The following is a 25,023-nucleotide window of genomic DNA, read 5'->3' on the forward strand; positions in this document are numbered from 1 at the left end:
CATGATCTACCGCAGCCCGCTGCCCGACATCGAGATCCCGGACGTGACGCTCACCGACTACGTGATCGGCGGCGCGGAGCGGTACGGGGACAAGCCCGCCCTCGTCGACGCGGTGACGGGGGAGACCATCACCTATGCCGGGCTGCGGTCCTCGGTGTACGCCACCGCGGCCGGGCTCGACGTCGGGCCCGGTGACGTGGTCGGCCTGATGAGCCACAACCAGCCCCGGTGGGCGGTCGCCGCGCACGCGGTGATCGCGACCGGGGCCGCGGTCACCCCGGTCAACCCGGTGTTCACCGCGGCCGAGATCACCAAGCAGCTGACCGCGGCCAAGGCGAAGCTGCTGATCGCCGCGGAAGAAGTGGCCGGCAAAGCCCGCGAAGCCTTCGGCACCGTGCTGACGATCAGCGACCTGCCCACCGGCGGTACCCGGCCCCTGCCGCGGCGCGACCCGGCCACGACCGTCGCGGTGCTCCCGTTTTCCAGCGGTACCACCGGAACCGCGAAGGGTGTCCGGCTGACCCACCGCAACCTCGTGGCGAACCTCGCGCAGACCCGCGTGGGCTGGCCGATCGGCCCGGCGGACGTGCAGGCCGCGGTGCTGCCGTTCTTCCATATCTACGGGCACACCATCGTGCTCAACTCCGGACTGCTCGGCGGCGCCACCGTGGTCACGATGCCCCGGTTCGAGCTCGGCAGGTATCTGCGCACGCTGGCCGAACATCGTGTCACACGGGCATATTTCGCGCCCCCGATGGTGCTCACGCTCGCGACCGCCCCGGAGGTCGAGGACTACGACCTGTCCTCGCTGCGGTATGCGCTTTCGGGCGCCGCCCCGCTGGACGTCGAGGTGACCGAGCGCGCCGAGCAACGCCTCGGCTGCCTGATCCGGCAGGGCTACGGGATGACCGAGGCGAGCCCGGGTACGCACCAGGTGTACGACGACGCGTTCACCACCACCCCGCCCGGCAGCGTCGGGCGGCTCTCGCCGAACACCGAAGCGCGGCTGGTGAAACCGGGCACCGACGAGGACGTCGCGGCCGGCGAGACCGGGGAGTTGCTGATCCGGGGCCCGCAGGTGATGGCGGGCTATCTGGACAATCCCGAAGCGACGGCCGCGACCGTCACCGGCGGCTGGCTGCACACCGGCGACCTCGCGCGGGTGGACGGCGAAGGCGTGTTCTGGATCGTCGACCGGCTCAAGGAACTCATCAAGTACAAGGGCTACCAGGTGGCACCCGCCGAGCTGGAGTCGGTCCTGCTGACCCATCCCGCCGTGCTCGACGTGGCGGTGGTCGGCGTACCGCACACCGAAGGCGGCGAGGCCCCCAAGGCGTTCGTGGTCACCTCGCGCCCGGTCGAGGCCGCCGACCTGATGGCGTTCGTCGCCGAACGGGTCGCGCCCTACAAGAAGGTCCGGTTCGTCGAGTTCGTCGCCGAGATTCCCAAGTCGCCCACCGGGAAGATCCTCCGGCGCCTGCTGAAATGAGTTCGTGCACGCGGTGACCGGGTCGGCGTCCTCCCGCAGGACGAGAAGGACACTGTGATGATCTGTGTTCCCGCCGCCGCGGGACCAATCAGGCGCGGGAGGTGCAGCTCGCGGTACCGGCGGGTTCACTCGACTACTGGCAGCGGCGCCTTGGCGAGCACCACGTCGGGGCCTCGAACATCGAAGTGTTCGACCGGCGGCGGCTGGTGTTCCGGCATCCGTCCGGGATCGAGTACGTGATGGTCGGCGTCGAGGGCGACACACGCGAGGGCTACACCGGCGGCGGGGTGCCCGCCGAGTACGCCATCCACGGGATCCACGGGGTCGGCGTGCACGTCGCGAACCCGGAGAACATGGTCGAGTTCCTGTCGGATTCCTTCTACGGCAAGGCTTTGCTCGAGGAAGGCGACCGGATGGTGCACACCGTCGGGCAGCCGGGCCGGGGCGGCGCGGTCGAACTGGTGGTGAACCGGCGCGAGGAACCGGGCACGTGGCGGTACGGTTCGGGCACGATCCACCACTTCGCGTGGAACGCGGAGACGTTGGAGAACCAGGACGAGCTGAAGTTCGAGATCGAAGGCGTGGGTTATACCGACATCTCGGAGCTGAAGGACCGCCGGAGCAGTTCGAGCACCGCCGCGAAGAGATCTTCTCCCAGCTAGAGCCCATCAACCGTTAGCAGACGCCGGGCTTCGGCGATCTCGTCGTCGTTCACGAGGTGCTCCTTGTCGTCGTAGACGCTGAAGGTCACGTCGGCGTCCATGGCACGCAGGAGCCCCGCGGTCTCCTCGGCGCGGGCCAGCGGCACCCACCCGTCGTACCGGCTCGTGCCGAGGAACACCGGCATGCGGCCGAAGGAACCGTTGGGGGAGCGGCGATCCGGGCCGAGATAGCCGCCGGTGAGGATCGCCGCCCCGCCGAGCCTGCGCGGGCTGCGCACGAGGAACTCGGTGAGCAGGCACGCGCCCTGCGAAAAGCCGATGAGGAAGGTGCGCTCCGCCGGGATCCCGGCGTCCGTGATGCGGTCCAGCATGACCGCCATCGTTTCCAGGGCGTGGTCGAGCCACGGCTGGTTGGCCGCGACCGGCGCCAGGAAGCTTTGCGGGTACCACGTGTTGCCCGCGGCCGCCGGGAGCAGGTACGCCAGTTCGGGCCGGGCGATCCGGTCGAGGATGGTCGTCATGTAGTCCGGCGTCTGGCCACGCCCGTGCACGACGAGCGCGGCCGCGGGCGCCCCGGCGAGCGCCGCCCCCGCCGTGACGGCCGGTTGCCCGAGATGGGGATTGCTCATGGGCCGATCGTATCGGCCGTGACCGACGTGTCCCGGATCTAGCGTGACGGCATGAGTACCGCGAAGGCCCGGTTCGCCGCCCTCCACCGGCCCCTGCTGCTGCCGAACGCGTGGGACCACGCCTCCGCGTCGGCGCTCGTGGCGGCCGGCTTCCCCGCGATCGGCACCACGAGCCTCGGGGTCGCCGCGGCGGCGGGGCTTCCCGACGGCACGGGCGCGACCCGGGACGAAACGGTCGAACTGGCGCGGCGGCTGGCGGGCCTGCCGTGCCTGCTGAGCGTCGACATCGAAGCGGGCTTCAGGGACGATCCGGCCGAGGTGGCGGCGCTGACCGGCGAGCTGGCCTCGCTGGGCGTGGCGGGCGTCAACATCGAGGACGCGATGGGCGACGTGCGGCACCGGTGTGAACTGGTTTCGGCCGCCGCGACGAGCGGCCTGTTCGTCAACGCCCGCATCGACACGCACTGGCTCCCCTCGTCCGCCGACCCGGACCGGGAAGCGCTCGCCCGAGCCGAGTCCTATGTGGACGCCGGCGCGGACGGCGTGTTCGTGCCGGGGCTGACCGACGAGAAGGTCATCGCCGCGCTCGTCTCGGCGGTCGACGTTCCGGTGAACATCCTGTACTCGCCCGCGGGACCGGGCTTCCCGCGGCTCGCGGAACTGGGCGTGGGCCGGGTGAGCTGCGGTTCACTGCCGTTCCGGGCCGGCCTGGACGCCGCCGTCCGTACGGTCCGGGCCATCGCGGAGGGCGGCCCGGTCGCCGCGGACGTGGTGAGTTACGCGGAGGTGGTCAGCTGGGCGAGCGCCGCCGCGCCTCGTCCCCGGTGAGGTACAGCCTGGTCGTCCCGCGCCCGGCGCCGCGTGTCGTCGCGCCCATGTCTCCGGGATGCACGATTCCGATCATGGCTGGTGTTTCGTGATCTTGTTGTCTTTGCGCGCGGGTGTGTTTGCTTGCCAGGGTACTGAGTTGGCCCTTGGCGTCGCTGAGTTGGCTCGGGGCGTTATCGAGTTGGCCGGCCGCTGTCGCCTAGGGCAAAGTCAGCGACCGGACCAGCCAACTCGACACCGCAGCGGCAAACCCACCGACCCAACGGGCCAACACGGCAACGTAAACACGACACTAGGCTTCGTGCAGCTCGATCACGTTCCCCGAGGGGTCGGCGAGGAAGCTCTGCCGTGCCTTCCCGACCGGCACCGGATCGCTCACCTCGACCCCGGCCGCCCGCAGCCGCGTGACCGTTGCGTCCAGATCGCCGACCAGCACGGCGAAATGCTGGCCCCGCGCGGGCGGCGGGGTCCCGGACACGAGATGTACCTGCTGGCCCCCGATATCGAGCCACACGCCGGGGCTCAGCGTGCCGGGGCGGTCGCTCCGTTCGCGAAGCCCGAGTACCCGCGTGTAGAAGTCCCGCGCGCCGTCCAGGTCGCGCACCGTGATCGCGACGTGGTGGATGGCCTTCACCCGCCTGGCCGCATTCCGTGCAGGGCGCCCATGTCAGGCGCCTCGATCCGGTCGAGCTCATGCCGCAAAGTGTCCAATTCGGACCCTCCTGCCATGTGATGGGTCAGCTCTTCCAGCGTGAGCGACGCGCGCCCGGTATTCAACTCCACTTCGCCCTGACGGAGCACCACGAAATGATCACCGACCAGAAAGGCGTGGTGCGGGTTGTGCGTGATGAAGATGACGCCGAGCCCCGCGTCGCGCGCGGCGGCGACGTACTTGAGCACCACGCCCGACTGCCTGACCCCGAGCGCGGCCGTCGGTTCGTCGAGGATGAGCACGCGGGCGCCGAAGTAGATCGCCCGCGCGATCGCGACGCACTGCCGTTGCCCGCCGGACAGGCTGCCGATCGGCTGATCGACGCCGGGCAGTTCGATGCCCAGCTTCCGCAGCTCGCGATCGGTCGTTTCCCGCATCCCGCGCACGTCGAGCCGCCGCACCGGCCAGACGCCGTTCGTCCGTTCCGAGCCGAGGAAGAAGTTCCGCCATACCGGCATCAGCGGAACCACGGCCAGATCCTGGTACACCGTGGCTATCCCGCGGTCGAGCGCCTCGCGCGGGGACGAGAAGCGCACCGGTTCGCCGTCGACGAGGTACTGCCCGGTGTCGTGGCCGTGCAGCCCGGAGATGATCTTGATCAGTGTCGACTTGCCGGCGCCGTTGTCCCCGAGTACGCAGGTGACCTCCGCCGCTCGCACCGCGACGTCGACTCCGCGCAGCGCCGTGATGTTCCCGTAGCTCTTGCCCACGCCGGACAGTTCGAGAATCGCGGTCACGGTTCACCTCCGCGAGGTGCGCAGCCGCACCCACATGTTGAGCAGTGTAGCCAGCAGCAGGGTCGCGCCGACGAAGAACTTGAGCCAGTCCGGGTTCCAGCCCGCGTACACGATGCCCTGGATGGTCATCCCGTAGATGAGCGCGCCGATCCCGCCCCCGATCGCCGAACCGTAGCCGCCGGTCAGCAGGCATCCGCCGATCACCGCCGCGGCGATGTAGAGCAGTTCGTTGCCGATGCCGAGCCCGGACTGCACCGTGTCGAACGCGAAGAGCTGGTGCATGGCGACGAACCAGGCGCCGGCCCCGACCGCCATGAACAGCCCGATCTTGGTCCACCGCACCGGGACGCCGACCGCGCGCGCCGACTCCGCCTGCCCGCCGACGGCGTAGATCCAGTTGCCCGCCTTGGTGCGCAGCAGGATCCAGGTCGCGATCGCGAGGAACAGGATCCACCAGAACACGGTCACGTTGACGGCGACCGCGCCGACGTGCACCTCCGAGGCGAACACGGCGCGGGCGGAGCCGAACCCGTCCATGTCGGCGATCGAGTCGGTGGCGACGTTGCCGGTGACCAGTTTCGTGACCGCGAGGTTGAGCCCTTGCAGCATCAGGAAACTCGCGAGCGTGATGAGAAAACTCGGCAGTTTCGTGCGCATCACGAGGTAGCCGTTGGCGAACCCGATCGCGAGCGACAGCACGAGCGCCGCCCCCACGCCCACCCAGACGTCGAGGCTGAGCTGGAAGGCGACCATCGCCGCGGTCAGCGACGAGGTGGTGACCGCGACACCGGCCGACAGGTCGAACTCGCCGCCGATCATCAGCAGTGCCACGGGCACCGCGACGATCCCGATCGTCGAGCTCGAATAGAGCACAGTGGACAGTGAGGCAGCCTCGCGGAAGGGCGGGGCGACCGCGAAGAACAGGACGAACACGGCGACGGCGCCGAGCAGCGAGCTCAGCTCCGGCCGCGCGATCACGCGGCGGCCGAACGAGCGCGGCGCGACCTTGGCCGGTGCGGCGAGTGCCTGCGTCATGGCTCCTCCTACCGGGTGCCGGCTTCGGCGAACTTGGCGACCGAATCGATGTTGTCCTTCGTGATGAACGCCGGACCGGTCAGCGTCGCCTTGCCACCGCCGAGGGTGTCGCCGTTGACCTTGTACAGCCACAGGGAATCCACGGCGAGGTAGCCCTGCAGGTAGGGCTGCTGGTCCACCGCCCACTGCACGGTGCCGTCCTTGATGGCCTGAACCAGTGCCTTGTTCGTGTCGAACGTCGCGACCTTCGCGGAGCTGCCCGCGCCGGTCACCGACTTCACGGCCAGCAGCGCGACCGGCGCGCCCAGCGTCACGACGTAGTCGATCCCGCGGTCCTGCTGCAGTTTCGCCTGGATGGTCGACTGCGTGGCGGTCGAGTCCTGGCCGTTGACGTAGAGATCTTCGGTCTGCCCCTTGAAGGTCTGCTTCACCCCGGCGCAGCGGGCTTCGAGGGCGACCTGGCCCTGCTCCTGCAGCACGCACAGCGCGTGTTTGGCCCCGACCTGGTTGAGCCGTTCGCCGAAGTCCTGCCCGGCGAGCGTTTCGTCCGAGCCGAAGTAGCCCAGGAGTCCCTGCGAAGCCCAGTTGTCGATGCCGGAATTGAAGCCCACCACCGGGATGCCCGCCGCTTTCGCCTTCGCCACCACCCCGGCCATCGCGTCCGGATGGGCCAGCGTCACCGCGATCCCGTCGACCTTCTGGTCGATCGCGTTCTGCATGAGGTTGGCCTGGTTGGGCCCGGCCGGATCGCTGGAGTAGACGAGGTCGACGTTGTCCTTCGCCGCGGCGGCCCGCGCGCCCTTCTGCACGATGTCCCAGAACGTGTCGCCGGGCGTTTCGTGCGTGATCATCGCGATCTTCATCCGCGGGGTGTTCGCCGTCCCGGCTGTCGCCGTCCCGGCTGACGCCGCGGCGTTCTGCTGTTCGGCCTGCTTGCCGCCACTGCTGCTGCACCCGGCGACGGCGAGCGCGGCGGCCATGAGCGTCGCGGCGAAGGCGATCAGGCGTTTTCTGCTGTTCATCGATGCACCTCTTTGTGCGGACGGAAGCGGGCTGTCGCGCGCTACTAGCGCGCTCTAGTAGGCGGAACTATGCTGTGTCTCACACCGCATGTCAAGACCTTCCGTGCGGCGGTGGTGTCACGGACAAGGCAGGATCGGCGAATGGCAGGCAACCGGACCCGGCGCCCGACGATGGCCGATGTGGCCGCGCGGGTCGGGGTGTCGCGTGCCCTGGTGTCGCTGGTGTTCCGGAACGAACCCGGCGCGAGCGGGGAAACGCGCGACAGGGTGTTCGCGGCAGCCCGCGAACTGGGCTACCGGCCGGACAGTGCCGCGCGCCTGCTCGCGCGCTCGCGCAGCCGGATGATCGGGGTCGTGTTCACCGTGCGCAATCCGTTCCACGCCGATCTCGTCGAGGCGCTCTATCCCGCGGCGGAACGGTTCGGGTACGAGTTGCTGCTGTCGGCGGCGGTCCCGATGCGCGACGAGCGCCGGGCCGCCGAGGCGTTGCTCGGGCACCGGTGCGAGGCGCTGCTGGTGCTCGGCGGTTACCTGGACGCGGGCTACGTCGCCGCGCTGGGCGCGCGGATGCCGGCGCTCGTGGTGGGCAGGCGGTACCCCGGGGCGGGGGTCGATTCGGTGCACGTGGCCGAGGCCAGGGGGGTCCGGCAGCTCATCGCGTACCTCGTCGGGCTGGGGCACTCGTCGATCGTGCACATCGACGGCGGTCACGAGGCGGGTTCGGCCGAGCGGCGGCGCGCGTATCTCGGCACGATGCGGCGGCACGGGCTGTCCGCGCGGATCCGGGTGCTGCCCGGCGATCACACGGAGGACTCCGGCGCGCACGCCGCGCGCGAGTTGCTCGCGGATCGCGCCACGCTGCCGACCGCGGTGTTCGCCAGCAACGACCGCTGCGCGCTCGGGTTCCTCGACGCGGCCAGGCGCGGCGGGCTGGACGTACCGGGCGACGTGTCCGTCGCCGGGTTCGACGACAGCTCGGTGGTCCGCCTGGCGAGGATCGACCTGACCACCGTGCGGCAGGATCCGGAGCGCCTGGCCGAGCTGGCGGTCGGCCGGGTGGTCGAGCGGCTGGAGGATCCGGAGCCGGTCCCGCGCGAGCTGGTGCTGCGACCGGAACTGATCGTGCGCGGCAGCACCGGCGCCCCTCGTATGGTCTAGACCTATTCTGGTTCGTCGGGTATCGTCGGCGGTATTCCGCCTGTCCCGAGGAGTACGTGATGCCAGAGCGCCTGGTGATCGTCGGTTCGCCGGTGGGCCTGCATGCCCGCCCGGCCGCCCTGTTCGTCAAGGCCGCCGCCGCGCAGCCGGTGCCGGTGACGATCGGCGTCGGCGAGGGTGCGCCGGTGGACGCGCGAAGCCTGCTTTCCGTGATGGGCCTGGGCGCCCGCGGCGGCGACGAAGTGGTGCTACGCGCAGACGGTCCTGGCGCCGAAGCAGCGCTCGCCGCCCTCGCGACCGTCGTCGCCGCGGATCACGACTCCTAGACCGCGCGCAGCGCGCCGCCCGATTCGCGGCGCAGGCGGTCGAACGCCGCGGCGGTCTGCTCATCGGCGGGGAGGAAGACCACGATCTGCCGGGCGTCCTCCCCGGACAGTTCCATGACCTCGCGGTTCCACCGCATCAGGCCGGCGGCCGGATGGTCGAGCCGGAGCGCGCCGCGCGCCGGTGGCACGACCTGATCGCGCCGCCGGGTGAATTCCGCGACCTGCGCCAGTTCCGCCCGGAACCGGTCCACGCCGGCCCGCGGCGGGCAGAGCCAGAGATCGAAGGCCTGCTCATCGGCGACCTGGTCCCAGTCGACGAAGGCGCGTTTCGCGCGCGGATCGGTGAACACGTATCGCGTCAGGTTGGGGGAGTCGCCGTCGAGCAGCCCGGTCTGGCGCATGACGAGTTCGAACCCGGTCGTGTGGGCGAGCACGTCGCCGAGGCGGTTGGTGAGCAGCGCGACGCCGGGTTCGAGCATCCCGAGCAGGTCCCGTACGGCGGGCCGCACCTCGCGCGAGGGCGCGGCCCCGACGTGCGCGGCGCACTCGCCACTGGTGGCCTTCGCCAGGTGACGCACGTGGGCGCGCTCGGCGCTGTCGAGGCTCAGCGCGTCGGACAGCGCGTGGATCACCGACGTGGAGGGATGGCGGTCGCGGCCCTGCTCGATCCTGGTGAGGTACTCCACGCTGATCCCGGCGCGGTCGGCCAGTTCCGAGCGGCGCAGCCCGGGCACCCGCCGGCGGTCGCGCGGCGGCAGGCCCAGGTCCTCAGGCCGGAGGCTGTCCCGCTTCGCGCGGATGAAGTCTCCCAACGGGCTCCCCATGTTCCGAGCGTACGTGGGCCGGGCGAGCGGAGCATGGCCCTGCGGGGGCCAGCCTGCGCCCGGTCTGGTCACACTCGCCCCGGCGGCCGATCGTCGTGGCATGAGCCAACGAAGCAATCTGGTCATCCTCGTCGGCAGCGTGCGGGAAGGAAGGTTCGGACCGGTCGTCGCCTCGTGGGTGGCGGACCAGGCCGGGGCGCACGGCGGGTTCGAGGTCGAGGTCGTCGACCTGGCCGGGATCGAGATCCCGCTGGCATTGCCGGCCGCGTCGCCGAAGCACGCCGGTGACGGCTACCCACGTCCGGACAGCATGAACGCCGTCACGGCGAGCTTGGCGAACGCGGACGCCTTCATCATCGTCACGCCCGAGTACAACCACAGCTACCCCGCTTCGCTGAAGGCGCTGATCGACTGGCATTTCACGCAGTGGGCGGCCAAACCGGTCGCCTTCGTCAGCTACGGCGGCGCCGCGGGCGGGCGGCACGCCGTGCTCCACCTGGAGAACGTGCTCACCGAATTGCACGCGGTGACCATCCGGGACGGGCTGGCGTTCCCGAACTACTTCACCACCTGGGAGAACGGGGCGCCGCTGGACGCCGGCACCGCGGGCTACGCCAAGACGCTCCTGGAACAACTCGCCTGGTGGGCGGAGGCCCTGCGCACCGCGCGCGACGCGGCGCCCTACCCGGGCTGAGCGTAGGCGGGCGCGAGCAGGCGGGCCGCCTCCAGCAGGTGCGGGACGCAGGTGAGCAGTTCGCCGGCCGACGTCTGGAACGTCAGCGACGAGACGCTGACCCCGCCGACCGGGCCGCCCGCGCCGTCCAGCAGCGGCGCAGCGACGCAACGGACGGTTTCCTCGTTCTCCTCGTCGTCGAGGGCGTAACCGCGGGCCCGCACCTGCGCCAGTTCGGCTTCGAGGGAGTCCGGATCGGTGCGGGTGCGGGCGGTCCGCGCGGGCAGGCCCGTCTCGGCGAGCACCGCCTGCCGCCCCGGCGGGTCGAGATGCGCGAGGATCGCCTTCCCGATCGCCGTGCAGTGCAAGGGAATCCGCCCGCCGACGCGCGAGGCCATCCGGTACGGCCGGTCGCTGTCGAGCTTCTGCACGTAGATCGCCTGGCTGCCGCTGCGCAGCGCGACGTGGACGGTCTGGCCCGTCTGCTCCCGCAGGCGCCGGAGCACCGGCTCGTCGTGCTGCCCGGACGTGAACAGCGCCGACAAGGCGAACGCCCGTGGCCCGAGGCCGTACGTGCCGTCGCCGCCGCTCAGCACGTACCCGGCCTCGACGAGCCCTTGCAGGATCCGGTGCGTGCTCGGCTTGGTCACCCCGGCTTCCCGGGCGATGCGGCCGAGTTTGTGCGGCCCGCCGGGCGCCCCGACCGCTTCGAGCACGCGAAGCGCCCGCAGCGCGCTGCCCTCGGCGCTGACCGGCATTGACGCCCCTTCCTCGCGAGATCTAGGCTTCATTCGGTTCAGCGAAATACTATTCCGTTTTACGGAACGGTCAAGGGGCGAAGTTGACGACGCGCGTGCTCGCCATCGGCGAATGCATGATCGAGCTGACGCACACCGGCAGCCGGACGCTTTCCCTCGGCTACGCCGGGGACACCTTCAACACCGCGGTCTACCTCGCGCGGCTCACGTCGCCGGCCGCGGTCGAGGTCGGCTATCTGACCCGGCTCGGTGACGACGGGTACAGCTCGGGCATCCTCGCCGCGATGCGCGCGGAAGGGCTCGGCACCGGCCTGATCGACCGTGTCCCCGGCGCCCATCCCGGTCTGTACCTGGTCCGCACCGATGCGCGTGGGGAGCGGAGTTTCACCTACTACCGGTCGGAATCGCCCGCCCGCAGGCTGTTCGAGGGCCCGGTGGACCTGTCGGGCTTCGACGTGCTGTATCTCTCGGCGATCACGTTGCAGCTGCTGAGCCCGCCCGCGCTCGATCGTCTGTGGGCGGAGCTGGCCGCCGCCCGCGGCAGGGGAGCGCGGGTCGTGTTCGACAGCAACTACCGTCCGGCGGGCTGGGCGTCGGCGGACGTGGCACGCGAAGCGGTGCGGCGGACGTGGGAGCTGACGAGCATCGCCCTGCCGACGTTCTCCGACGAGCGCGACCTGTTCGGCGACCCTTCACCCGTGGCGACGCTGGAACGCCTGCGGGCGCTGGGAATTGCGGACATCGCGGTGAAGGACGGCGGGAACGGCTGCGTCGTGGCGGACGGCACCGTGGTCCCCGCCCGGGCCGTCGAGTCCATAACGGACACGACGGCGGCGGGCGACGCCTTCAACGCCGGGTACCTCGCCGCCCGCCTCGACGGTGCGTCCCCGGTCGCCGCGGCGGGTGCCGGGCACGCGATCGCAGCGCAGGTGATCGCCCACCCCGGCGCGATCATCCGCGATCCGTCGCTGTCGCCTCGTGGAGCTGGCTAGGTGTGATGTCCGGGTGGGTTGTCCGAGGTGCCCACGCAGGTGCACGATCTTGCGCACCGTCGGCTTGGGGCTTCTTGGCCGCTTGCGTCCGCCGAGGCGAGGGCAGATCGGTCATTCCCGCCAGGCCCTCCGTGACCATCGCGGCGATCAACGAATGGCTGTAGCCGACTCCAACACAGCCCCTAGCGGCGGATGAGCCTCTCCAGGACATCGACGGCGACCGGGAGCGCGGCGTCGAGGAGTTCGCCGTCGCAGGTCAGGGAGGTGGAGCCGCCGGTCTCCTCGATGTCCACCTCGACACCCTGCGCCAGCGCCGTGCCCCGCAGCACCTGCTTGACGCGCTCGGTGAGTTCGGCGTTCACCGCGCCGTCGCGCGAACGCGCTTCGCAGGTCAGCTCCGCCAGCGCGGGCACGATGTTCACGTTGCCGCCGGCTTGCAGCGTGCCGACGTTGACCCGGGTGTCCGCGGTCGAAAACCGGGGCAGGCCATGGATGCCGAGGACCGCTGCCGCCGCGGCGAGCAGCGCGTTGCGGCCGTCCTGCGGCGCGGCGGCGGCATGCGAGGCCACGCCGCCAAAGCGGGCACGCGTCTTGGTCGTCGCGAAGATGCCGGTGATCCCCGCCCCGACGGTACGGGCGGGCAGATCAAGTCCTAAATGGACGGCGGCGAACCGGTCCACGCCCTCGATGACGTCGGCGCCGGGCATCGCCCGCGCGCCGCGGCCGCCATCCTCTGCGGGCTGGAACAGGAACCGGACGGTCCCGGCGAACTCGCGGTCCGCGAGCCGCTCCGCGAGCGCGAGGCCGATCGTGACATGCCCGTCATGCCCGCAGGCGTGCATGAACCCCTCGTAGGCCGACCGGAACCCTTGTGCCGCGGGGAAATGCTCGGTGCCGGACGCCTCGGTCACCGGCAGCGCGTCCATGTCGAACCGCAGCGCCCACGTGGGCCCGGGCCGCGAACTCTCGAGGTCGGCGACGATCGCCGCGCCTTCTTCGGCGAGGGCTGCGGCGTCGGTGGCGTCGGTGGCGTCGGCACCGCTGCCGATCGCCAGGCCGGCGAACCGCTCGAGCGTCGCCTCGTCCGGCGCCGGTCGCTACTAATCCGACCACAGTCACGGCTATCCGGCTTGTGTAGCAGCGGTTACGTGCTGCCCGGGGTCTGCCTGCTTTTTGGTCGGATTAGTAGCACGCAAGTAACGGCGGATAACCGCGCGGCAATCTCCGCGACGCATGCTCGCACCACTTCGACGGTGGGAGGATCCCGTGACATCGACCGCCAAACCGGCACTCGTGACCGCGACCCATCCGCTCGACCCGCTCTCGCCGGGAGAGATCGCCGCGGCGAGCGCGATCCTGCGCGAAGCCCGCGGGCTCGCGCCGACCGCCCGGTTCGTCTACATCGAGGCGGCCGAACCCGAGAAGTCCGTGGTGACCGGCTTTTCCCGGGGGCAGGACTGGGACCGGTGCGCCGCCGTGATGCTGCGCGAGCGCGCGGAGCGGCGCACGTACGAGGCTGTCGTGTCACTGTCTCGCGGGGAAGTCGTTTCCTGGAAAGAGATCCCGGGCGTGCAGCCGCCGATCACGCTCGAGGAGTTCCTGGCGTGTGAAGCGCTCGTCCAGGCCGATCCGCGCTGGCAGGAGGCGATGAGCAAGCGCGGGATCACCGATTTCTCGCTCACCATGGTCGATCCATGGGCCTCGGGCTACCGCGGTCCGGAAGACGACCCGGCGCAGCGGCGGCTCGCGCGGCCGCTGACGTTCGTCCGGTCGAAGCCCGACGACAACGGGTACGCGCGGCCGGTGGAGAACGTGATCGTCACGGTGGACCTGGACACGATGGACGTGCTCGACGTCGAGGACCACGGCGTCGTCCGGCTGCCGCCGCGGCCGGGCAACTACGACCCGGCGATCGCCTTCGAGACCGGCAACGTGCCCGCGTTCGGGCAGGCGCGCGAGGCCGCGAAGCCGATCAGCATCACCCAGCCCGAGGGGCGCACCTTCACGGTTGACGGGCACGCCGTTTCGTGGGGCCCGTGGCGGCTGCGCGTCGGGTTCACCCCCCGTGAGGGCCTGGTGCTGCACGACATCGGCTACCTCGACCGCGGCACCCTGCGGCCGGTGATCCACCGCGCGTCACTGTCCGAAATGTACGTGCCGTACGGCGATCCGGGTTCCACGCACTGGAACAAGAACGTGTTCGACATGGGCGAGTACGGGCTCGGCGTGCTCGCGAACTCGCTGCAGCTGGGCTGCGACTGCCTCGGCGAGATCCACTACTTCGACGCGTGGGTCAACGACCAGGACGGCGAGGCGCTGCGGCTGCCCAACGCGATCTGCATGCACGAAGAGGACTTCAGCATCGGCTGGAAGCACACGGACTTCCGCACGGAGAAGGGGGAGGTGCGGCGTAACCGGCGGCTGGTCGTCTCGTTCTTCGCGACCGTCGGCAACTACGACTACGGGTTCTACTGGAACCTGTATCTGGACGGCTCGATCGAGTTCGAGGTCAAGCTGACCGGGATCATCTCGACCGGCGCGGTGCCGCCTGGGGAGGCGCCGGAGTACGGCACGCTCGTCGCGCCCGGCCTGTACGGGCCGAACCACCAGCATTTCTTCAACGTCCGCCTGGATATGCGCGTCGACGGCGATCGCAACAACCTGTACGAGCTCGAGTCGTCGGCGGCGCCGATGGGCGAGGACAACCCGTACGGCAACGCGTGGCGGCAGGTCAAGCGGCAGCTGACGAGCGAGTCCGAGGCGAAGCGGGTGATCAACCCGCTCGCCGGGCGGTCGTGGCTGATCACGAGCGCGGACCGGCGGAACGCGCTGGGCGGCGAGGTCGGGTACAAGCTCGAGCCGGGCTCGAACGTCCTGCCGTTCTACCAGGAGGGCTCGCAGCAGTTCGCGCGCGGGCAGTTCGCGATGAACCATCTGTGGGCGACCCCGTACACGCCGGGGGAGCGGTTCGCGTGCGGGGACTACGTCGCGCAGAACCCGGGCGGTGCCGGGCTTCCCGCGTATACCCGGGGGAACCGGTCACTCGAGGACGGTGATCTGGTCGTCTGGTACACGCTCGGCGCGCACCACGTCGTGCGCCCGGAGGACTGGCCGGTGATGCCCGTGACGAGGGTGAACCTGCACCTCAAGCCCGCGGGCTTCTTCGACGGCAACCCGATGCTCGACCTGCCCCCCGAACCCGGCTCCCCGCACTGCCACGCCTGACCCCGCGAGATCTCATCGCACGGGCGCGGGTCGGTGACCGCGACGTCGGCGTCGGCGGGGAAAGCCGCTTACGCTTCCGCAGCTGCCGCGCCGGGCCGGGACCGGCGTAACCGCCACCGAGATCACGGCCCGCGCGGGGTCACCCGTGCTCGCGTTCTTCCTCGTCTTCGGGGCCGCCGACCTCACGCCACTGCTCGGCGACGTCGCCCGGATCCGCCTCGGCGGGCACCTCCGGTTCGGCACCGCCTTCGAGATCCCGGCTCTGCTCCAGCAGGTCCTCGGCCGGTGTCTCGTCCGGTCCGGTCATCAGCTCACCCCCTTGCCCAGTTCGGCGACGGAGTTCCGTACGGCGCTCACCACGTCGGGGTGGCCGAGCGGGAGTGGCGCCGGGATGCGGTCGCGTTCGCCGCCGCTCGAGTGGGCGATCACGCGGACGTCCACTCCCGAGCGGGCCAGCGCTACGCGCCGCTGTTCACTGTCGGCTTCCCAGCGCTCGTCCGCGTCCGCGCCGTCACCGGCCTCGACGAATCCGGTCGCGCCCGGGTCCACCAGCAGCACCGAGCGGACGGCGGTGGGGTGCGCCTCGGCGAGCCGGAGCACTTCGTCGGCGATGGGGCCGCTGGTGAGCACGTGAACAGATTTCGCGGCCGCGTCGGCGAGGATCTCGTTGGCGGTGCCGAGGCCGCCCTCGACGGGGGTCCGGCACCACACGACGCGCCAGCTGTCCAGGTGTGCGCGCCAGGTGGCGGGAAGGCCGGCGTGCTTGGCCTCCCCGGCCGGATCGAGTACCAGCACGATCGGCCCGCCGAGGGTACCTTCGGTGACAACGGCGGGGCCGCCGGCGCGCATCGGGTCGGGGGAGTAGGTCATCAACTGCTCCTTTCTCCGGTGCCCGGTTACCCCGGGCGAGCGCCCGCTAACCGGCTCCGCGACCTTGAGGAGGGGAAACCTATGCGAGACAACGGGTTCACGGCGACCGCGACGTCGCACGAGGCCTTCGACGACACGGCCGCGGTGCTCGACCAGCGGCGCCGCGCGGTGCGCGCGGTCGCCTCGGCGGCCGCGAACGCGGACGACTGCGCGCTGCTGCTCGACGCGCTCGGCCTCTCACCGGCCGAGGGAACGGCGACGGTGCCGGGGCCGCGCAGCGCGGACTGAGCGCGTGTGGCGTCGGTCACTTCGGTGGGAAAGTGACCGGGGTGGGTCCGTACCGGCTGATCATCTGGTGAAGGATGGGCCCATGACACTCGGCGAGATCTCGTTACGCGCGCTTTCCGGTGAACCGGCGACGCTCGGCGGCCTCGGGCGCAAGGCGCTGCTGGTGGTCAACGTCGCCTCGAAGTGCGGGCTGACGCCGCAGTACACGGCGCTCGAGCGGCTCCAGGAACGCTTCGGGGACAAGGGGTTTTCGGTCGCGGGGTTCCCGTGCAACCAGTTCGGCGGGCAGGAGCCGGGCACTTCGGAGGAGATCGCCGAGTTCTGCTCGGCCACCTACGGGGTCACGTTCCCGATGTTCGAGAAGATCGATGTGAACGGCCCGGACCGGCATCCGCTCTACGCGGAACTGACCCAGGCGCCCGACGCCGAGGGCGCGGCGGGGGATATCCAGTGGAACTTCGAGAAGTTCCTGGTCAGCGGAGGCGGGAAGATCCTCGCGCGCTTCCGGCCGCGGACCGAGCCCGAGTCGGCCGAGGTCGTCGCCGCGATCGAGGCCGCGCTCGCCTGACGGGCGGGATCCGATGCCGTGGAGGTCGGAGCAGATCGGGGCAGCCACGAGAGATCCAGGCCCCCGAACCCCGCCGCGGCGACCAAGCCTCACACCTTGGTCTTCCGATCCCCGTACCGAGAAAAAATCAAAGATTTGACTAAAAGCGGCGCTTTGCGTCGTTCGCCGCGGAACTCGCCGTCAGCTTCTCCAGCAGCCCGATGAGGATCGTGCGCTCGGGCTTGGACAGCGCGTTGGCCCACGCCTGCTCGCGCTCGTTGTGCGCCTGGTACGCGCTGGTGATCGCCTCGTGGCCGGCATCGGTCAGTGTCAGGAGCACCGCGCGACGGTCGTGCTCGGCCTGCCGGCGCGACACGAGCCCGTCCCGCTCGAGCGTGTTCACCAGTGCCGACACCGCGGCCCGGCTCATCCCCGACAGCCGCGCCACCCGCTTCGCTTCCAGCGGCCCGGCCAGCCACAGCACGAACAGCACCCGGAACCCGCCCCAGCTGAAGCCGCGCGGCCGGTGCACCGTCGACTCCCAGTCGTAGACCAGCGCGCTGGTCAACCGGTGCAGGGTCAGGCCGAGGCGCATCGCGACCGGATCGACCTCGGGTAGTTCCGCCGTCGTCTTCGAAATCGCGTAGTCGACGAAGGTCAGGTAGTCGAGATCGTCGGTGGTGGCCGGTTCGGCTGGCATGCCACCAGGCTAGCGACGCGTAGGCTTCCGTTATGGCGTGACCCGCGTTACTCTCCGATAGTAAAGACTTTTACTACGTTGGAGGTGGGACATCGTGGCTCAGAAGGCTTTCGCGTCCTCGGCGGATCTGGGGGAGAAGGAGCAGACCCTCGAAGTGCTCGACGACGGGGTGTACGCGCTGACGGCCGAGGGCGACCCGAACATCGGCGCCATCGAGGGCGAGGACTTCGTGGTCTGCTTCGAAGCACTGGCGACCCCGGTCGCGGCCGGCGACTGGCTCGCCAAACTCCGCGAACACACCGACAAGCCGGTGCGCTATCTCGTGCTGTCGCACTACCACGCCGTCCGGGTGCTGGGCGCATCGGCGTTCGACGCCGAGGTGATCGTCGCCCACGAAAACACCCGGGCGCTGGTCGCCGAGCGCGGCAAAGAGGACTGGGAAAGCGAGTTCGGCCGGATGCCGCGCCTGGCCAAGGCGGCCGAGTCGGTGCCGGGGCTGACCTGGCCCACCCTGACCTTCTCCGACCGGCTCACCATCGACCTCGGCGGGGACCGGGGCGATCTCGTGCTCCAGTACTGCGGCCGCGGCCACACCGAGGGAGACATCGTCGCCTGGCTGCCCCGCCAGAAGATCCTCTACGCCGGTGACCTCGTGGAGGCGGAAGCGGCCCTCTACACCGGCGACGCCTTCCACCGCGAGTGGTCCTCGTCCACTTTGGACAACGTGCGCGCGCTGGGCGCGGAATCGCTGATCGGCGGGCGTGGCGGTGTGAGCAAGGGGCGTGACGCGGTCGAGGCCGCCATCGAGCAGACCCGCGAGTTCCTGCGCGTGATGATCCGGGAAGTCGGCGCCGTCCAGGAGGCCGGAGGCACGCTCAAGGAGGCCTTCGAACGCACCCACGCCGCCCTCGCTCCGCGCTACGGCAGGTGGCCGATCTTCGAGCACTGCCTGCCGTTCGACGTCTCCCGCCTGTGGGACGAACTGTCCGGTATCGAGCGGCCGGTCGTCTGGACCGCCGAGCGGGACCGCGAGGTCTGGGACCAGTTGCAGTCATGATGCCCGTGGTCGTCATCGGCAACGGCCCGGTCGGGCAGACCACGGCCCTGTTGCTCGCCCGCTGGGGCGTGCCGGTGGTGCTGCTCGACGGCCGCGAGGAGCGGGATCCGGTCGGCTCCAAAGCCATCTGCCAGCAGCGCGACGTGCTCGACATCTGGGAGGCGGTGGGCGCCGGCCGCCGCATCGCCGACGAGGGCGTCACCTGGACGACGGCGCGCACCTACTACCGGAACAAAGAGTTGTTCTCCTACGCGCTCGGGGACGCCGGGCGCTCTTCGTTCCCGCCGTTCGTCAACATCTCCCAGGCCCGGACCGAGCAGATCCTCGACGAGCGGATCGCCCGCGAGGCACTGATCGACGTGCGCTGGGGCCATCAGGTCGTCGGGCTGCGGCAGGACGCGAACGGGGTGACGGTGCGCTGCGCGGGTGGGCAGGAGGTCCGTGGCGCGTACGCCGTCGCCTGTGCCGGGGCGCGCGGCGACGAGATCCGGCGGATGCTCGGGGTCTCCTTCGGCGGGCACTCGTTCGACGACCGGTTTCTCATCTGCGACATCCGCGCCGACCTGCCCGGCTGGGCGCACGAGCGGCGCTTCCACTTCGACCCGTCGTGGAACCCGGGCCGTCAGGTGCTCATCCACCCGTGCCCGGACTCGACCTTCCGCATCGACTGGCAGGTGCCGGGCGGCTACGACGTGGCGGCCGAGGAGGCGAGCGGAGCGCTCGACCGCCGGATCCGCGCCATCATCGGGGAGGCACCGTACGAGATCGCGTGGAAGTCGGTGTACCGCTTCCAGTCCCGGGTGGTGGACCGGATGCGCGCCGGCCGGGTGCTGCTCGCCGGGGACTGCGCGCATCTCGTGGCCCCGTTCGGCGCCCGCGGCCTCAACTCGGGCGTCGGCGACGCGGAGAACGCGGCCTGGAAACTCGCCTACGTGCTGCGCGGCGAGGCGGGGGAGGACCTGCTCGAGTCCTATCACGAGGAGCGGCACGCGGCGGCACTGGAGAACCTCGAGGTCACCACGGCGACGATGGATTTCCTGGTGCCGCAGGACGAGAAGCAGCGCAAGACCCGGCTGCGCGTGCTGTCGGCGGCTGCGGCTGACCCCGCGATGGCGGCCCGGGTCGACTCGGGCCGGCTCTCGGAACCGTTCTGGTACGACACGTCCTCGCTGACGACACCGGACCCGGCGCGGCCGTTCGCCGGACGCCCGCCACGCGGGCAGGTCCCCGCGACCGGGCCGGGCATCCTGCTCCCCGACGTTCCGGTGTCCACTGTGGACAACCGACGGTTGCGGGAACTGGCCAGGGACGGGTTCCTCGTGCTCGCCGTGCCGGGCACCGACGTGACCGGGCTCGGCGTGCCCGCCCTGTCGCTGGCCGAGATCGAGGAGTTCGGCGCCAGACCGGGGGAACTGTGGCTCATCCGCCCGGACGCCTATGTCGCCGCCGTCGTCACCGAGCGCGCCGCGCTCGGCGAGGCACTGCAGCGGGCGCTCGGCCGCGTTGTCATCCCGCAGCGCTGAGCGCGGCCAGCGGGCATGCGCGCCACCGGCCGGCGCGGACACCAAGTTCGCGTCGCTCGCGCTGCCGACCGAGACCTCGCCGAGCTGCACCCGAGCCCGCCGCCGGCCTCGCGTGCGAGGCCCAACAGGCGGATATCATCGGTACTCGCCTGTACCCCCACTTTGGCAACGGAGGCCTTTTCCTCCCCGAGCCCACCTTGAAAAGGCCTGATGCAGCTAGCCACCGAAATCGTCAGCCTCGTCGCCGTGGTCCTGGTGGTCACCGGGATCGCCCGCCGGCTGGACTGGTCGCCGCCGCTCCTGCTCGTCGTGGTCGGCGTCGGCGCGTCGTTCGTCCCCGGCGTCCCCGAATTCCAGCTCGACCCCGAACTCGTGCTCGTCGGCCTGCTCCCGCCGCTGCTGTACGCGACCGCGCTGCGCACGTCGCTCGTGGACATCCGCGTCAACCGCGCCCCGATCGCACTGCTGTCGGTCGGGCTCGTCATCTTCACCACGCTGACGGTGGGGGTGGTGACCTGGCTCGTCGTGCCCGGCCTGCCGCTCGCCGCCGGGTTCGCGCTCGGGGCCGTCGTCGCGCCGCCGGACGCGGTCGCCGCGAGCGCCGTCGCACGCCGGGTCGGCATGCCGCGGCGGGTGGTGCGGATCCTCGAGGGGGAGAGCCTGCTCAACGACGCGGCCGCGCTGGTCGCGCTGCGCACGGCGATCGCCGCGATCTCCGGTTCGGTCGCGCTGTGGGAGGCCGGCCTGGACTTCCTGCTCGCCGCGGTCGGCGGCGCGGTGGTCGGCTGGCTGATCGGCTGGGGCGCCGGGCAGTTGCGCAAACGGCTGCGGGATCCGGTACTCGACACGGCGTGGTCGTTCGTGGTGCCCTTCGTCGCGTACCTTCCGGCCGAGGAGATCCACGGCTCCGGGGTGCTCGCGGTCGTGGTCGCGGGCCTGGTCATCAGCCAGCAGACGCCGCGGCTGCTGTCCGGGCCGTCGCGGCTGGCGAGCCGGCTCAACTGGCGCACCATCCAGTTCCTGCTGGAGAACCTGGTCTTCCTGCTGATCGGCTTGCAGCTGCGGCGGATCGTGACCGAGGTGGCCGACAGCAACCTGTCCGGCTGGGCGATCGCCGGGATCTGCCTCGCGGTGCTGGGCGTGACGATCGCCAGCCGCATCGCCTGGGTGTTCGCGGCGGCGACCCGGCGGGTGCTGCCCGCCTGGGCGCTGCCATGGCGGTATTCGGCGGCGATCGCGTGGGCCGGGATGCGCGGGGTGGTCACCCTCGCCGCCGCGTTCGTGCTGCCCGCGGGCACGCCACAGCGCGGGGTGCTCGTCCTCGCCGCGTTCGTCGTCGTGGCCGGCACTCTGCTGCTGCAGGGCACCACGCTGCCCAAGCTGGTCCGGCGGCTCGACCTGCCCGCCCCGGACCCGGGCGAGGACGCGCTGCAGAAGGCCGCGCTGCTGCACGACATGACGCAGGCCGGGCTCGCGCGGCTGAAGCAGGTGCAGAGCGCCGAGGACCCGCCCGACGTGATCGCCCGGCTCGAAGACAAGCAGACCTACCGCTCGGACTCGGCGTGGGAGCGGCTCGGCACCGGCAGCGACCTGCACGAGACGCCGAGTGCGGCGTACCGGCGGCTGCGCATGGCGATGCTCGAAGCCGAACGGGAGGTCCTGCTGACCGCCCGCGACCGCGCCACGGTCGACGACGAGGTCCTGCGGTCCGTGCTGGACCAGATGGACGTCGAGGAGTCGATCCTGGGGCCGGGCGAGACCGTGGTCCGCGCGACCGGCCGCGAGCTGCGCACCCCGGAGGCCACCGCCGGTACCTGCGCCCATCTCGCCGACCCTGGCGAGGCCACCTCCGACGCGGCCGGCTGCGAGGACTGCGTGCGCGAGGGCTCGACGTGGGTGCACCTGCGACTGTGCCTGACCTGCGGGCACGTCGGCTGCTGCGATTCGTCCGAGCGGCGCCACGCCACCCGGCACTACCACGAGACCCAGCATCCGGTGATCCGCAGTTACGAGCCCGGCGAGGACTGGCGCTGGTGCTTCATCGACCGCACGGTGGGCTGAGCGACCGCGGTCAACCTTTCAAGGGCGGGCGTAGCTTCTGGCTATGACGGAGGAAGGCAGCGGGTGGGGCGGCGAGCTGTGGGCCGCCGCCGATCTGGTGACGCCGATGGCGATCCGCGTGGCGGCGACCCTGCGGTTGGCCGACCACATCGCCGCCGGCCGGCATACGGTCGAAGCGCTGGCCGTGGCGGTGGACGCCGATCAGGACGCGCTGGGCCGGGTGCTGGAGCACCTGGTGACCGCCGGTGTGCTGGTTCGTGCGGGCGCGGGCGCCTACGGGCTGACCGGGCTGGGCGAGCAGTTGCGTGAGGACGATCCGCCGGGAATGCGGGCCTGGCTCGATCTGGAGGGGTCCATCGGGCGCGCCGATCTGTGCTTCGTCGAGCTCCTGCACACCGTCCGGACCGGCGACGCGGCGTTCCCGCGGCACTTCGGCCGGTCCTATTGGGACGACCTGTCGGCTGACGCGGGGCGCGCGGCGTCGTTCGACGCGCTGATGGGGGCACGGCTGGCGGCGGACGCGCCCGCGATCGCCGTCGCCTACCCCTGGGGCGAACTGGGGCACGTGGTCGATGTGGGTGGCGGCGACGCCAGCCTGCTGATCGAGATCCTTCGCGCCCATGACGACCTGCGCGGGACGGTGCTCGACCTGCCCGGCCCGGCCGGCCGCGCCGGGCGTGCGATCGCCGCGGCCGGTCTCGGGCACCGTGCTGGCGCCCAAGCGGGCAGTTTCTTCGACGCGCTTCCCGCCGGAGCGGGCGGTTACGTGCTCTCGGGCATCCTCCACGACTGGCCGGACGAGGACGCGCTGCGCATCCTGCGGCGGTGTGCGGAAGCGGCGGCGGGGACCGGAAAAGTGCTCGTCGTGGACCACCTGCGCGACGCCGGGGGCGTCGACCCGAGCACCGAGGGGGACCTGCGCATGCTGTGCTACGTCCGCGGCCGGGAACGCACCCTCGGCCAGCTGGGTGAGCTGGCCCGGGCGGCCGGTCTCCGGATCGGCCCGACGCGGCCGGGCGGCTCGCGGCTGATCGCCGAGCTGCGCGTTTGACAGGTTCTCGAACACGTGTTCGACTATGGGTATGAGGTGGGACGGTCAACGCGCGGGCGGCGATAACCGGCGAGACCCGCAGCAGGCCCTGCTGGGGCTGGACGGGCTGGTGCGCTCGGTGCGGCCGCCGGAGTTCTCCGGGGTGACCTTCCACGAGGTGCGCGCCCGCTCGGTGCTCAACCGGGTGCCGGGCACGTCGCGCATGTCGTTCGACTGGACGGTCAACCCGTACCGCGGCTGCAGTCACTCCTGCGTGTACTGCCTGGGCGGGGAAACCCGGATCCTGATGGGGGACGGCCGCACGAAGGCGCTCGCCGAACTGCGGACCGGGGACGAGATCTACGGCACCGGGCCGGGGCGCCTGGTGCGCACGAAAGTGCTGGCGCACTGGCGAACCGTCAAGCCCGCCTTCCGCGTCCGGCTCGCGGACGGCACGGAACTCGTCGCGAGCCGGGATCACCGGTTCCTCGCCAGGCAGGGCTGGGTGTACGTCCGTGACCTGGCCGTGGGGGAGCGGCTGCTCGGCACCGGTCCTTTCGTTTCCCCGCCAACCGAATCCGCCGGCTACCGCGCGGGGTACCTGCACGCGATGCGGGGCCGCCTCGCGTTCGGGCACGCCGAGGCGCTGGACAGGACGGCGCGCTACCTCGCCGAACCGTCCACAGCGGAACCTGGGGAAGGCTGGCGAGAGGGTTTTCTCGCCGGGGCCTTCGACGCCGACGGCGGGTGCGCGCACGGCGCGGTGTGCGTCGCGAGCGCCGATCACGACCTGATCGAGGAGTTCTGCCTGGCGCTCAAGCATTTCGGCTTCGAGTTCGACCTCGCCGGCGCCGGGTCCGGGGTGCGCGTGGTCCGGCTCGGCGGCGGGCTCGCCGAACAGCTGAGGTTCCTGCACACCGCGGATCCGGCCACGAGAAGCAAGCTGTCCCTCGAAGGCCTGCCGGTCGCGGCCGGCGCGGCGGTCGTGTCGGTCGAGCCGGCGGGCACGAAGCAGCTCTACGACATCACCACCGGCACCGGCGACTTCATCGCGAACGGCGTGGTGAGCCACAACTGCTTCGCTCGCAACACGCACACGTACCTGGAGTTCGACGCGGGGCACGACTTCGACAGCCAGGTCGTCGTGAAGATCAACGCGCCCGAGGTGCTGGCCGCGCAGCTGCGCCGGCCGGGCTGGCGGCGCGAGCACGTCGCGATGGGCACGAACACCGACCCCTACCAGCGCGCCGAAGGCCGCTACCGGCTCATGCCCGGCATCATCGGCGCGCTCGCCGGGTCGGGCACCCCGTTCTCGATCCTCACCAAAGGCACCACGATGAGCCGGGACATCCCGCTCCTGCGGTCGGTCTCGACGGAGGTGGACGTCGGGCTGGCGGTCTCGATCGCCTTGCTGGACCGGGATCTCCAGCGAAGCGCCGAGCCCGGCACACCGAGCCCGCAGGCGCGGCTGGAGCTGGTGCGCCGTGTGCGCGAGGCGGGGCTGCGGTGCGGCGTCCTGCTCGCGCCCATCCTGCCCGGGCTGACCGACTCCACCGAGCAGCTCGACGCGCTGCTGGCCGCGGTCGCCGAAGCCGGGGCCACGAGCGCGACACCGCTCGCGCTTCACCTGCGCCCGGGAGCGCGCGAGTGGTACGCGCGATGGCTGGCGCGCGAGCATCCGGAGCTGGTGCCGCGGTATCGCGAGATCTACGGTCGCGGCAGCTACGCCGCCGGCCGGTACCAGCGGCTGCTCACCGCCCGGATCGGGCCGTTGCTGCGGCGGTACGGCTTCGGCCGCGACGACGACACGCGCCGGATCCCCGGGCCCCGCGAGGCGGATTCGGCGCCCCAGCCGGAGCAGATGAAGCTGCTCTGAG

Annotated in this window: 26 protein-coding genes; 15 read left to right on the forward strand and 11 right to left on the reverse strand. The window is 71.2% G+C overall.

Translation table 11 applies throughout. The annotated features are described in order from the left end of the window. The first annotated feature begins 1 nt into the window (after position 1). Together FG385_RS11215 and FG385_RS11220 are read left to right on the forward strand one after the other, a co-directional pair. Positions 2–1,489 carry an AMP-binding protein gene (locus tag FG385_RS11215; protein ID WP_139096598.1) on the forward strand — a complete coding sequence of 496 codons (1,488 nt, stop codon included), beginning with the start codon at positions 2–4 and terminating at the stop codon, positions 1,487–1,489. Positions 1,490–1,590: 101 nt separating this feature from the next. After that, on the forward strand, positions 1,591–2,151 hold the full coding sequence (locus tag FG385_RS11220; RefSeq protein ID WP_139096599.1) for a VOC family protein: 561 nt from the start codon (positions 1,591–1,593) through the stop codon (positions 2,149–2,151). Here FG385_RS11220 and FG385_RS11225 read toward each other — a convergent pair. Next, positions 2,148–2,780 (reverse strand): alpha/beta hydrolase, encoded by a 633-nt coding sequence (locus FG385_RS11225; protein ID WP_139096600.1) that lies wholly within the window; start codon positions 2,778–2,780, stop codon positions 2,148–2,150. The genes FG385_RS11220 and FG385_RS11225 overlap by 4 nt on opposite strands. 51 nt (positions 2,781–2,831) lie before the next feature. Between FG385_RS11225 and FG385_RS11230 the strand changes: the two genes are divergently transcribed. Then, on the forward strand, positions 2,832–3,608 hold the full coding sequence (locus FG385_RS11230) for an isocitrate lyase/PEP mutase family protein (protein ID WP_139096601.1): 777 nt from the start codon (positions 2,832–2,834) through the stop codon (positions 3,606–3,608). Between the two features lie 292 nt (positions 3,609–3,900). On the opposite strand, the gene FG385_RS11235 is transcribed toward FG385_RS11230, so the two are convergent. The 4 genes from FG385_RS11235 to FG385_RS11250 are packed head-to-tail and all read right to left on the reverse strand — an operon-like array spanning position 3,901 to position 7,114. After that, positions 3,901–4,242 carry a VOC family protein gene (locus FG385_RS11235; RefSeq protein WP_139096602.1) on the reverse strand — a complete coding sequence of 114 codons (342 nt, stop codon included), beginning with the start codon at positions 4,240–4,242 and terminating at the stop codon, positions 3,901–3,903. After that, positions 4,239–5,057 carry an ATP-binding cassette domain-containing protein gene (locus FG385_RS11240; protein WP_200834403.1) on the reverse strand — a complete coding sequence of 273 codons (819 nt, stop codon included), beginning with the start codon at positions 5,055–5,057 and terminating at the stop codon, positions 4,239–4,241. The genes FG385_RS11235 and FG385_RS11240 overlap by 4 nt, the downstream gene beginning before the upstream one ends. Positions 5,058–5,060: 3 nt before the next feature. Next, positions 5,061–6,092, reverse strand: coding sequence for an ABC transporter permease (locus FG385_RS11245; protein ID WP_139096603.1), 1,032 nt, complete (start codon positions 6,090–6,092; stop codon positions 5,061–5,063). An 8-nt stretch (positions 6,093–6,100) separates the two neighbouring features. Then, positions 6,101–7,114: a substrate-binding domain-containing protein gene (locus FG385_RS11250; RefSeq protein ID WP_139096604.1), complete on the reverse strand. Its 1,014-nt coding sequence runs from the start codon at positions 7,112–7,114 to the stop codon at positions 6,101–6,103. Between the two features lie 141 nt (positions 7,115–7,255). Here FG385_RS11250 and FG385_RS11255 point away from each other — a divergent pair, with 141 nt between their 5' ends. Both FG385_RS11255 and FG385_RS11260 read left to right on the forward strand, forming a co-directional pair. Further along, on the forward strand, positions 7,256–8,272 hold the full coding sequence (locus tag FG385_RS11255; protein ID WP_235022514.1) for a LacI family DNA-binding transcriptional regulator: 1,017 nt from the start codon (positions 7,256–7,258) through the stop codon (positions 8,270–8,272). A gap of 59 nt (positions 8,273–8,331) precedes the next feature. Continuing rightward, entirely contained in the window at positions 8,332–8,598 is a 267-nt protein-coding gene (locus FG385_RS11260) for an HPr family phosphocarrier protein (protein WP_139096605.1), read from the forward strand. Here the strand turns inward: FG385_RS11260 and FG385_RS11265 are convergent. Further along, the gene (locus tag FG385_RS11265; protein WP_139096606.1) at positions 8,595–9,422 is read right to left on the reverse strand and encodes a helix-turn-helix domain-containing protein; all 828 of its coding nucleotides are present in this window, start codon (positions 9,420–9,422) and stop codon (positions 8,595–8,597) included. The genes FG385_RS11260 and FG385_RS11265 overlap by 4 nt on opposite strands. Before the next feature lie 100 nt (positions 9,423–9,522). Here FG385_RS11265 and FG385_RS11270 point away from each other — a divergent pair, with 100 nt between their 5' ends. Next, positions 9,523–10,116: an NADPH-dependent FMN reductase gene (locus tag FG385_RS11270; protein ID WP_139096607.1), complete on the forward strand. Its 594-nt coding sequence runs from the start codon at positions 9,523–9,525 to the stop codon at positions 10,114–10,116. Here the strand turns inward: FG385_RS11270 and FG385_RS11275 are convergent. Next, positions 10,104–10,853: an IclR family transcriptional regulator gene (locus FG385_RS11275; RefSeq protein ID WP_160148767.1), complete on the reverse strand. Its 750-nt coding sequence runs from the start codon at positions 10,851–10,853 to the stop codon at positions 10,104–10,106. The genes FG385_RS11270 and FG385_RS11275 overlap by 13 nt on opposite strands. 83 nt (positions 10,854–10,936) lie before the next feature. On the opposite strand from FG385_RS11275, the gene FG385_RS11280 reads away from it, so the two are divergent. Then, positions 10,937–11,845: a sugar kinase gene (locus FG385_RS11280; RefSeq protein ID WP_139096609.1), complete on the forward strand. Its 909-nt coding sequence runs from the start codon at positions 10,937–10,939 to the stop codon at positions 11,843–11,845. A 182-nt stretch (positions 11,846–12,027) separates the two neighbouring features. On the opposite strand, the gene FG385_RS11285 is transcribed toward FG385_RS11280, so the two are convergent. Continuing rightward, positions 12,028–12,900 (reverse strand): amidohydrolase, encoded by an 873-nt coding sequence (locus tag FG385_RS11285; RefSeq protein ID WP_327436831.1) that lies wholly within the window; start codon positions 12,898–12,900, stop codon positions 12,028–12,030. 211 nt (positions 12,901–13,111) lie between these two features. On the opposite strand from FG385_RS11285, the gene FG385_RS11290 reads away from it, so the two are divergent. Next, positions 13,112–15,070 (forward strand): primary-amine oxidase, encoded by a 1,959-nt coding sequence (locus FG385_RS11290; protein ID WP_235022515.1) that lies wholly within the window; start codon positions 13,112–13,114, stop codon positions 15,068–15,070. A gap of 139 nt (positions 15,071–15,209) precedes the next feature. On the opposite strand, the gene FG385_RS33865 is transcribed toward FG385_RS11290, so the two are convergent. Then, positions 15,210–15,377 (reverse strand): hypothetical protein, encoded by a 168-nt coding sequence (locus tag FG385_RS33865; protein WP_160148768.1) that lies wholly within the window; start codon positions 15,375–15,377, stop codon positions 15,210–15,212. Next, positions 15,377–15,940 carry a hypothetical protein gene (locus FG385_RS11295; RefSeq protein WP_139096611.1) on the reverse strand — a complete coding sequence of 188 codons (564 nt, stop codon included), beginning with the start codon at positions 15,938–15,940 and terminating at the stop codon, positions 15,377–15,379. The genes FG385_RS33865 and FG385_RS11295 overlap by 1 nt, the downstream gene beginning before the upstream one ends. Positions 15,941–16,021: 81 nt before the next feature. On the opposite strand from FG385_RS11295, the gene FG385_RS11300 reads away from it, so the two are divergent. Both FG385_RS11300 and FG385_RS11305 read left to right on the forward strand, forming a co-directional pair. Beyond that, positions 16,022–16,228 carry a hypothetical protein gene (locus FG385_RS11300; RefSeq protein WP_139096612.1) on the forward strand — a complete coding sequence of 69 codons (207 nt, stop codon included), beginning with the start codon at positions 16,022–16,024 and terminating at the stop codon, positions 16,226–16,228. 82 nt (positions 16,229–16,310) lie between these two features. Continuing rightward, positions 16,311–16,796: a glutathione peroxidase gene (locus FG385_RS11305; protein ID WP_139096613.1), complete on the forward strand. Its 486-nt coding sequence runs from the start codon at positions 16,311–16,313 to the stop codon at positions 16,794–16,796. A 139-nt stretch (positions 16,797–16,935) separates the two neighbouring features. On the opposite strand, the gene FG385_RS11310 is transcribed toward FG385_RS11305, so the two are convergent. After that, entirely contained in the window at positions 16,936–17,475 is a 540-nt protein-coding gene (locus FG385_RS11310) for a MarR family winged helix-turn-helix transcriptional regulator (RefSeq protein ID WP_139096614.1), read from the reverse strand. Positions 17,476–17,569: 94 nt separating this feature from the next. Here FG385_RS11310 and FG385_RS11315 point away from each other — a divergent pair, with 94 nt between their 5' ends. The 5 genes from FG385_RS11315 to FG385_RS11335 all read left to right on the forward strand — a co-directional run bounded on the left by FG385_RS11315 (position 17,570) and on the right by FG385_RS11335 (position 25,022). After that, positions 17,570–18,532 carry an MBL fold metallo-hydrolase gene (locus tag FG385_RS11315; RefSeq protein ID WP_139096615.1) on the forward strand — a complete coding sequence of 321 codons (963 nt, stop codon included), beginning with the start codon at positions 17,570–17,572 and terminating at the stop codon, positions 18,530–18,532. Beyond that, positions 18,532–20,055: an FAD-dependent monooxygenase gene (locus tag FG385_RS11320; protein WP_456061871.1), complete on the forward strand. Its 1,524-nt coding sequence runs from the start codon at positions 18,532–18,534 to the stop codon at positions 20,053–20,055. The genes FG385_RS11315 and FG385_RS11320 overlap by 1 nt, the downstream gene beginning before the upstream one ends. A 210-nt stretch (positions 20,056–20,265) precedes the next feature. Further along, the gene (locus FG385_RS11325; RefSeq protein WP_139096617.1) at positions 20,266–22,116 is read left to right on the forward strand and encodes a Na+/H+ antiporter; all 1,851 of its coding nucleotides are present in this window, start codon (positions 20,266–20,268) and stop codon (positions 22,114–22,116) included. 43 nt (positions 22,117–22,159) lie between these two features. After that, positions 22,160–23,167, forward strand: a complete 1,008-nt coding sequence (locus FG385_RS11330) for a methyltransferase (RefSeq protein ID WP_139096618.1) — start codon at positions 22,160–22,162, stop codon at positions 23,165–23,167. A 31-nt stretch (positions 23,168–23,198) separates the two neighbouring features. Beyond that, entirely contained in the window at positions 23,199–25,022 is a 1,824-nt protein-coding gene (locus FG385_RS11335; RefSeq protein ID WP_139096619.1) for an intein-containing Rv2578c family radical SAM protein, read from the forward strand. The last annotated feature ends 1 nt before the right edge of the window (position 25,023 follow it).

Source organism: Amycolatopsis alkalitolerans (genome assembly GCF_006152065.1).
GTDB lineage: Bacteria > Actinomycetota > Actinomycetes > Mycobacteriales > Pseudonocardiaceae > Amycolatopsis_E > Amycolatopsis_E alkalitolerans.

What these genes read in the sequence shown, in the direction of transcription:
- FG385_RS11215 (WP_139096598.1), top strand. Translation starts at nt 2, where the DNA reads ATGATCTACCGCAGCCCGCTGCCCGACATCGAGATCCCGGACGTGACG.
- FG385_RS11225 (WP_139096600.1), bottom strand. Translation starts at nt 2,780, where the DNA reads ATGAGCAATCCCCATCTCGGGCAACCGGCCGTCACGGCGGGGGCGGCG.
- FG385_RS11230 (WP_139096601.1), top strand. Translation starts at nt 2,832, where the DNA reads ATGAGTACCGCGAAGGCCCGGTTCGCCGCCCTCCACCGGCCCCTGCTG.
- FG385_RS11245 (WP_139096603.1), bottom strand. Translation starts at nt 6,092, where the DNA reads ATGACGCAGGCACTCGCCGCACCGGCCAAGGTCGCGCCGCGCTCGTTC.
- FG385_RS11250 (WP_139096604.1), bottom strand. Translation starts at nt 7,114, where the DNA reads ATGAACAGCAGAAAACGCCTGATCGCCTTCGCCGCGACGCTCATGGCC.
- FG385_RS11255 (WP_235022514.1), top strand. Translation starts at nt 7,256, where the DNA reads ATGGCAGGCAACCGGACCCGGCGCCCGACGATGGCCGATGTGGCCGCG.
- FG385_RS11260 (WP_139096605.1), top strand. Translation starts at nt 8,332, where the DNA reads ATGCCAGAGCGCCTGGTGATCGTCGGTTCGCCGGTGGGCCTGCATGCC.
- FG385_RS11265 (WP_139096606.1), bottom strand. Translation starts at nt 9,422, where the DNA reads ATGGGGAGCCCGTTGGGAGACTTCATCCGCGCGAAGCGGGACAGCCTC.
- FG385_RS11270 (WP_139096607.1), top strand. Translation starts at nt 9,523, where the DNA reads ATGAGCCAACGAAGCAATCTGGTCATCCTCGTCGGCAGCGTGCGGGAA.
- FG385_RS11275 (WP_160148767.1), bottom strand. Translation starts at nt 10,853, where the DNA reads ATGCCGGTCAGCGCCGAGGGCAGCGCGCTGCGGGCGCTTCGCGTGCTC.
- FG385_RS33865 (WP_160148768.1), bottom strand. Translation starts at nt 15,377, where the DNA reads ATGACCGGACCGGACGAGACACCGGCCGAGGACCTGCTGGAGCAGAGC.
- FG385_RS11295 (WP_139096611.1), bottom strand. Translation starts at nt 15,940, where the DNA reads ATGACCTACTCCCCCGACCCGATGCGCGCCGGCGGCCCCGCCGTTGTC.
- FG385_RS11300 (WP_139096612.1), top strand. Translation starts at nt 16,022, where the DNA reads ATGCGAGACAACGGGTTCACGGCGACCGCGACGTCGCACGAGGCCTTC.
- FG385_RS11305 (WP_139096613.1), top strand. Translation starts at nt 16,311, where the DNA reads ATGACACTCGGCGAGATCTCGTTACGCGCGCTTTCCGGTGAACCGGCG.
- FG385_RS11310 (WP_139096614.1), bottom strand. Translation starts at nt 17,475, where the DNA reads ATGCCAGCCGAACCGGCCACCACCGACGATCTCGACTACCTGACCTTC.
- FG385_RS11320 (WP_456061871.1), top strand. Translation starts at nt 18,532, where the DNA reads ATGCCCGTGGTCGTCATCGGCAACGGCCCGGTCGGGCAGACCACGGCC.
- FG385_RS11325 (WP_139096617.1), top strand. Translation starts at nt 20,266, where the DNA reads ATGCAGCTAGCCACCGAAATCGTCAGCCTCGTCGCCGTGGTCCTGGTG.
- FG385_RS11330 (WP_139096618.1), top strand. Translation starts at nt 22,160, where the DNA reads ATGACGGAGGAAGGCAGCGGGTGGGGCGGCGAGCTGTGGGCCGCCGCC.
- FG385_RS11335 (WP_139096619.1), top strand. Translation starts at nt 23,199, where the DNA reads ATGAGGTGGGACGGTCAACGCGCGGGCGGCGATAACCGGCGAGACCCG.